The organism is Cupriavidus consociatus (assembly GCF_017814975.1).
GTDB lineage: Bacteria > Pseudomonadota > Gammaproteobacteria > Burkholderiales > Burkholderiaceae > Cupriavidus > Cupriavidus consociatus.
The window spans coordinates 154,179-160,319 of the sequence record NZ_JAGIQA010000018.1; the positions used below are offsets into that span (position 1 = coordinate 154,179).

Sequence of the window (6,141 nt, forward strand, 5' to 3'; positions counted from 1 at the left end):
TTTGGGATTCAACCGTCGATATCTGGATCGGTGCAACTGTGGAGGAGATCTAACGCTCGCAAAGGCAATTGAAGTCGACGTGTCGGCAGTAAAGTGGTGGCTTGATCTCGTGCGTCGAGGTGATCCTTGCGCTGTCCTTGCCGCTTACACCTTTATTGGCGTATCGCGGGTTCTGGGAGATGAGGGCAGGCGTTCTGAGGAAGCTCTGAAGGCTATCAATATTACTGCGAAGTGGCACCAGTCTCGCGACGCGTCGGAACTTGTGGAATACGTAGATCGGCAAATCATGCACCCGCGGCTGGTGCTGCTACCTTTGCTAATGCGGGAAGGGACGATGTGTGCCTCACTTGCGTTCGAGGCACTGAAGCATTGCAGGAAAACCACCGAGCATGTACCCATCGATGACGCACCTTTGACCAAGCGTCAGGCTCAGATGGCACTCGGGATCAAGCAATCGCACATGACGCATTTTGTGGAGAGAGGACTCCTCGACTTCGATTCCGGACTCCATGCCGCTGCACAGATGGTCAGCAAGGCTGCCACGAATAAGATTCTTTGCGATGTAAGTTGTGTTAAGACGGCCGACGGGGTGCCTCAGCCTCTAACCATGTCACTCGCTGCAGTGGTACAAGAGATCGAAGGAGGCCAGCGGGTCTCTGGTGGCTTCGATCAGAAGGTGGGGCTGACTTCGCTGCGCACGTTGAAGCAATTTAAGAGTGCGGAGCAGCGATGCCTCGGCTATCTGGATCTTGAGCAGACGGCGGCACGCATCGGTGCCTATGATGCAGCAGTCAGAAGCGTCATAGAATTTGGCTGGCTCAAGGCCGAACAGGTAAAAACGCCAGGACACCCCAAGAAGCTGATGTGTCTGCAGGCCGATGTCGATGCTTTTAACCAGACTTTCGTGTTTGGCGGCGTCTTGGCTCGCACCGTAGGTCAGAACTCTACAAATTTCACAGAGAAGCTAAAGGCAGTCGGTGTTGAGCCCGTCGCGGGTCCAACAATCGACGGCAGTCTGCTCTATCTTTTCCGCCGCGAGGATCTCGTTGGTGTGAATCTGGAAGAGCTAAGAGATCTAAAGCGCTATCCTACGGCCACAGGGAGAAGGCCTGCATATCTCCCGCCGAGTAAGCCGGACTCAATGACCTTGGTCGAGGCAGCGAATCAACTCGAAATTCCATGGGCCGAGGCGCTTCTGTTGGTGAGACAGGGAAGGTTGAAGCCATCTGGAGATCTATCTCGCGAATGGAGAGTGACCATTGATTCTGTGCAAACGTTGCAGAACCTTGTGGGCAGCCACAACTGGATAACGATAGATAAGGCCGCACTATTGCTCGGCGTTTCTCGCGTACATTTGGAGCACGGCCTAGCGGTGCACGCGGGTGCGTCGACAATACACTTAGGAAGTTTACGCCTGATAACCAGAGAGGATCTTCGATCGATCCGGGAGCTTAAGAGCCAGTACTACACTGCCAAGGAAGCCGGTGCCATTTTCGGGTTGAACAGATCGCATTTGCCCAACATGGAGAATCGGGGTGAGATTGCCTCGAAAGAGGCGCCATCAGGTTCAAGCCCGCACCTAGTCAGGCTTTATGCGAAGAAGGACGTGGATCGGATCTTTCGAGACTGGAAGCGGAACGAGTCCGTAGAGTAGTTTACCGTTACACCAGTCAGCTACGTCCATTTATCTTGCGCGGAGTGCGCCGGACTCATATTTTGCTCTGCGCTTTCCCTGGCTATCAGTCCGGCAAAACACGAGGCTGACCTTCAGGTGCGTGCTGAATAAAATACATACCGCAAATTCAAACAAGTGGCGAATACGCGCGACAACTACTGTTTGCAAACGGGCGAAGCAGCAGAGGTCTATTTGCTATAGTTTTGCCCTTCTAGCGAGAGTGTGTACCCACTTCATTCGGGAAAGGCGCTCGTAGTGGCAGTTGTTGGCCCCAACGGCGGTTACATCCGGCGTCCTCGACATTTACTCGCGGCAGCGGAACTCGAAGTCATTGAATTTGTTAGGAGTTGAAAGGCGTTGGGCATGGCCCTCGGCGTTTGTTGTTGTTGTAAATAGGTTGTTGTTGTCGCGGATGTTTTAATTTAGAACGGAGCAAGCAATGGCTAAAAAAAGGGTTTTCATCAGTTTTGACTACGACCACGACGAGACGCTAAAAACATTTCTCGTGGGGCAAGCAAAAAACGAGGACAGCCCTTTCGAATTTGCAGACTGGTCGATCAAGGAACATATCAATGACGATTGGAAGGCCAAAGCTCGTACAAGGATCAAGTCTGTCGATGTCGTTTGCGTGATTTGCGGCGAGCACACCGATACAGCGACGGGCGTGAGTGCCGAGGTTAAGATTGCGCAGGAGGAGGGCGTCTCATACTTCCTGCTCCAGGGATATGCGGACAAGACTTGCAAGAAGCCCAAAGCAGCCAAGGACACCGACAAGCTCTATAAATGGACTTGGGATAACCTCAAGAAGCTCGTGGGCGGAGCCCGCTAATGAAGAGAGCACTCGTCATCGGCATCGACGACTATCCCGCCAGCCCTTTGCGCGGATGTGTAAACGATGCGACGGCCGTTTCCCGGTTGCTAGAGGCGAATGGGGATGGGTCGCCAAACTTCTCGGTCCGAACTCTGACAAGCAATGACGCAGATGTAGGAAACGCTGCGCTTCAATTGGCGGTCTCCGAGTTGTTTAAGGGCGGTAACGCTGAGACTGCGCTGCTCTATTTCGCCGGTCATGGGATTATTAACCCGGAGACCAATGCTGGCTATATCGTCGGCAGCGATGGTCGCCGTGGCGCCTGGGGCATGTCGTTGGCCGAAATTCTGGGGCTCGCGAATGACGCACATCCAAGAATTCGTTCGACTGTCATTATCCTAGACTGCTGCCATTCGGGCTATGCCGGTGAAGTAGCGGGATTGCCTGTCGGCAGCCCATCGGTGATCGGTACCGGCGTTACTATTTTGACCGCATGCCATCGTGAGGGCACCGCAGAGGACGGGCAGCGCCATGGGGTCTTTACGGACATTCTTCTCGATGGCCTTCAGGGAGGATGTTCTGACATCCGTGGAAACATTACGCCAGCGGCGCTCTATTCCCATGTAGACCAGACGTTGGGGGCGTGGGAACAGCGCCCCATCTACAAGGCAAACGTTCAAAGCTTTGTAACGCTTCGCCAAGTCGAGCCCAAGATTCCGTTTGATGTGCTTCGTCGGCTGCCGACTTACTTTCCGGAGCCGGCCACTGTCTTTGCGCTCGATCCCTCTTTCGAGCCAGATCGCGAAAACATACCTGAAGAATTCAGGAGCATTCCGGTCAACGAGGACAACGTTAGAGTTTTCAAAGAGTTGCAAAAATGCAATCGGCACGGCCTCGTCGTTCCGGTGGACGCCGAACACATGTACTACGCGGCTATCGAGTCCAAAGGTTGCAGACTGACTGCGCTCGGAGCGCACTATCGCAAGCTCGCCGAAATGAAGCGCCTGTGATGACTTCGACCCGCTGAACCACTGCATCAGAATAAGAGATATGAAGCGCTACATTATCCTCCGACGTGATGCCACACAGCAAACAGGGCTGCGGAACTTCGGCCCCGCGTTGGAGGCGCAGGATAGGGCATTACCAAATCTTTCGACCGAACGAATCCCGGATCACGCCATCGCCGAGCTAGCGGGTGATCCTCTGGTGGAGATGATCACACCGGCAATGCCAACCAGATTGATCACACCTCTGACTTCCGACGCTTCGGCCTCGGAAATGTCGGAGCCGAATTGGGGAATCGAGGCTATTGGTGCTAGCCAGAGTCCGTGCACAGGGGCTGGCGTGACAATGGCGGTGTTGGACACCGGAATCCATCGTACTCATCCGGCATTTGATGGAATTACTCTGATTGAGAAGGATTTTAGCGGCTGTGGCGATGGCGATAGTAATGGCCACGGGACGCATTGCGCTGGAACTATTTTCGGGCGCGATGTAGGGAAGCGCATCGGTGTTGCTAGGGGCGTGAACCGCGCAGTAATTGGCAAAGTTCTCAGAGACGACGGAACGGGGCAGTCCGACATGGTCTTCAATGCGCTCATCTGGGCGATGCAGGAGCGTGCTGACATCATCTCTATGTCGCTCGGTTTCGATTTCCCGGGCATGGTCACCAGACTGACCCAGGATGGTTGGCCCGTCGATCTCGCGACGTCGAATGCGCTGGAGGCATACCGCGGTAACCTACGAATGTTTGATGCAATCATGAGCGTTCTAAAGGCGCAGACTGCCTTCGGTGTGGCGCCGCTGGTAATCGCTGCAGCGGGCAATGAGAGCCGGCGTGCAGTGAATCCAGAATATCGAATTGCGGCTGCACTCCCTGCTGCAGCCGCTGATGTAGTGTCCGTGGCAGCAGTTGGACGGGCCGGTACAAAATACGCCGTCGCCAATTTTTCCAATAGTCTTGCCTTGATTGCCGGCCCTGGTGTGGACATTACCTCGGCATGGCCAGATGGCGGGCTGCACACGATCAGCGGGACCAGTATGGCATGTCCTCATGTGGCTGGCATCGCGGCCCTTTGGTGGGATTCAGTGCGTAGATCCGGCGTGCGTCCGACCGCTAAGAATGTTATGGCGAGACTATTGGCACATGCCCGCAAGGATGAGTTCGTAGCAAACACTGATGAAGCCGACATCGGGCAAGGTCTCGTAATGGCGCCACAGGGTTGACGCTCGTTTTATCCCAAAACACAGAAGAATGAGCGCTTCTGCGCCGAGCACCAGGCGGTAATCGGTCGGCGAATATCGTGCCGAATTCGTATCAATTGCCCTTGACACCGGCCCTTGTGTTTGCCGAGCTGTTGTTAATCCTGAGTCGATCGACTGCATGGATCGGCCAGTTTGAGTGTCAGAGAACATCGAGCGGCTTGCGCCGCTCGATGTTCTCTGACACTTGTACCGGCCGCTGCATAGTTCTCGATAACAATCGGTTTGCTGATCCTAGCCCCAGGGGTGCTATTTCGGAGAAATAATGAGACGCTTGCGCTGCACCTCCACCTTGAGGGGTTGTCCCACCAAAAATCCAGCCTCTTCGAGCCAAGCACCCTGCAAGCGAATCCAAGGAATGGCTCGTAAGCCGGTGAAGTTATTACTGCGACCCGGCACTACTGGAAAGTGCGTGCGCCCTGTCTTGATGTTGCGCACGTGCATAGATGTCGCATCTGATGTCATAGCGAATCCCTACGAGATTATTCAATTCACCCCAGGTCGACGGGGCGGCCAGGTACTTGAACACCGCTCGTAGACGGCCCGCATCTTTTCCCTTTCGGGTCTTGTATGAATGCGCGCTACCCGGCCTTAGCTAAGGCTATGGACACAAAAAGAGCCGCCTGCTGTCGGGCGCGGTCAAACCGCTACGAGAGGTGTGTTCAGCACCAACCGCAAGGCTATGGAATCCCGGTAGTGAGGGCAATGAGAATATTCCGAGTTGTTGGACGTCAATCAGGCAGAGCATGCCAGCGCTTACCAGTAAGGGGCCGCCTTGAATAAATATTTCGAAGCTGCAAGAAGATTAAGGTAGCTAGCCTGCCGCCCCATATTTTTTACGTAAAATTCAAAAATAACAATCATGCGCGACATTCGCTTCCTGCTGAAGACGCATTACACGGAGAGTCGAGCATTGATCATCGGCATCAATGCTTACAAGAATGCAGCACCTCTTTCGTACGCGTGCAACGACGCCGCAGAGATGCGAGACATTTTGGTTGATGAATTTGGTTTTCCTGCGGCCAACGTTACTTGTCTGCTTGACGAGGAGGCGACGAGGGAAAACATTCTTCGTGCTTTCTTCCGATTTACAAAGGACGATATAGGTCTGGACGATCGCATCTTCGTATTCTTTGCCGGGCACGGGCAGACACTAACGGGAAGCCGTGGTGAAATCGGTTTCTTGGTCCCTCACGATGCCGTACTAGACGACTACAGTACCTTCATTCGATGGGATGACCTTACGCGCAACGCGGAGCTCATTCGTGCGAAGCACGTCCTGTTCGTCATGGATGCGTGCTATGGGGGGTTGGCGCCAATCCACCCAAGTTACTGTAAGCATCAACAAGCCTTATAAGCAGCATGTCGATGAGGCTTTGGGCGAGGCGGACGA

General features: G+C 54.2%; 6 protein-coding genes. 5 read left to right on the top strand and 1 reads right to left on the bottom strand.

Going from position 1 to position 6,141, the window contains the following annotated elements:
* The first annotated feature begins 79 nt into the window (after positions 1 to 79).
* The 4 genes from J8I82_RS23780 (at position 80) to J8I82_RS23795 (ending at position 4,712) form a co-directional block, all read left to right on the top strand.
* A complete protein-coding gene (locus tag J8I82_RS23780; RefSeq protein WP_245180030.1) occupies positions 80 to 1,654 on the top strand; it encodes a hypothetical protein in 1,575 nt (524 codons plus the stop codon).
* A 460-nt stretch (positions 1,655 to 2,114) separates the two neighbouring features.
* On the top strand, positions 2,115 to 2,504 hold the full coding sequence (locus J8I82_RS23785; protein WP_209761317.1) for a TIR domain-containing protein: 390 nt from the start codon (positions 2,115 to 2,117) through the stop codon (positions 2,502 to 2,504).
* Entirely contained in the window at positions 2,504 to 3,496 is a 993-nt protein-coding gene (locus tag J8I82_RS23790) for a caspase family protein (RefSeq protein ID WP_209761318.1), read from the top strand. The genes J8I82_RS23785 and J8I82_RS23790 overlap by 1 nt, the downstream gene beginning before the upstream one ends.
* A gap of 40 nt (positions 3,497 to 3,536) precedes the next feature.
* A complete protein-coding gene (locus J8I82_RS23795; protein WP_209761319.1) occupies positions 3,537 to 4,712 on the top strand; it encodes a S8 family peptidase in 1,176 nt (391 codons plus the stop codon).
* A 285-nt stretch (positions 4,713 to 4,997) separates the two neighbouring features.
* Here the strand turns inward: J8I82_RS23795 and J8I82_RS23800 are convergent, their stop codons facing one another.
* Positions 4,998 to 5,192: a SymE family type I addiction module toxin gene (locus tag J8I82_RS23800; protein WP_245180031.1), complete on the bottom strand. Its 195-nt coding sequence runs from the start codon at positions 5,190 to 5,192 to the stop codon at positions 4,998 to 5,000.
* Between the two features lie 418 nt (positions 5,193 to 5,610).
* On the opposite strand from J8I82_RS23800, the gene J8I82_RS23805 reads away from it, so the two are divergent.
* Positions 5,611 to 6,105: a caspase family protein gene (locus J8I82_RS23805; protein ID WP_209761321.1), complete on the top strand. Its 495-nt coding sequence runs from the start codon at positions 5,611 to 5,613 to the stop codon at positions 6,103 to 6,105.
* Positions 6,106 to 6,141 lie beyond the last annotated feature (36 nt).

Excerpts from the sequence above, each read along its gene's own strand:
- J8I82_RS23785 (WP_209761317.1), top strand. The coding sequence starts at position 2,115 with ATGGCTAAAAAAAGGGTTTTCATCAGTTTTGACTACGACCACGACGAG.
- J8I82_RS23790 (WP_209761318.1), top strand. The coding sequence starts at position 2,504 with ATGAAGAGAGCACTCGTCATCGGCATCGACGACTATCCCGCCAGCCCT.
- J8I82_RS23795 (WP_209761319.1), top strand. The coding sequence starts at position 3,537 with ATGAAGCGCTACATTATCCTCCGACGTGATGCCACACAGCAAACAGGG.
- J8I82_RS23800 (WP_245180031.1), bottom strand. The coding sequence starts at position 5,192 with ATGCACGTGCGCAACATCAAGACAGGGCGCACGCACTTTCCAGTAGTG.
- J8I82_RS23805 (WP_209761321.1), top strand. The coding sequence starts at position 5,611 with ATGCGCGACATTCGCTTCCTGCTGAAGACGCATTACACGGAGAGTCGA.